Genomic DNA, 856 nt, shown 5'->3' with positions numbered 1-856 from the left:
TTGTGCTTACCTTGTACTTGATAAGTAACGGCTCTGACTTGCCATTTTTCAGGTAGGTTAGGATTTTTCTTGCGAGCCTGTGGAGAGACTTTCATTTCTACCAACATGTCGTCGCTCTCTTCATCGTCCAGAAGTCTGAATTTCACCCCTTTCTTCGCTGGTAACAACCAATGCCTGTTGGAGCCACTATTTKGGAGAGAAGAAGTAAGTCTGCGCCATAAAMCCCTTATCTAGTAAAGTCACTGAGTTATCAGGTAGAGAGTCAATAAAGGGCATTGCAAGCGGTATTTCACCACGACGATAGGGGCTTATAGCTGCGTCTACAATGACATGTGAGCGAACATTCATCATTGTCACCACCCTAAGTACTGGATGAGGTGTCTGCCTCTCGCTGGATGTATTACCTGACCCAAAATGTTCTCTTAGTTCTGATGTATCAGCGGTTCGAAAAAGAGCCCCATCAATAGCGAAGACTTGTAAGCCTTGCCAAGTATCCTCGGGGTAACGCTCTAGACCCCATGTGTGACTGCATTGTCTAAACAACCATTCTGGAGCAGCTTTACCAAGGCGTTGCCTTGCTTGCGTTAAAGCACTTTTAGCTAGCAGTTCCTCATCGGCTAAGCCCTCGGCACAGACATTCATTCGCCGTGCGACTTCTGCAATAGACTCATTGCGGAAAAACGCCATTCCAACATAAGCCAAAGAACCATATCACTAGGTAAACGACGTCGACGAATTGTCGCTTTATCGGAAAGTGTTGCCGCTTTAGCAACCCACTCATCAGGAATATGCTCGGAGAAGGTGGTTAGCTGAGCGACATCAACAGGACTCTCTTCAAGAAAGTCAGCAAAATAGT

1 pseudogene is annotated in these 856 nt (G+C 46.1%); it reads right to left on the bottom strand.

The window, feature by feature from the left end:
* Window positions 1-856: pseudogene (locus tag CIK04_RS30880) on the bottom strand (IS4 family transposase); the annotation flags it as partial.

This window comes from Vibrio sp. 03_296 (assembly GCF_002265885.1).
The sequence above is the reverse complement of the archived record's forward strand: the minus strand, read 5'-3'. Positions and strand labels throughout refer to the sequence as shown.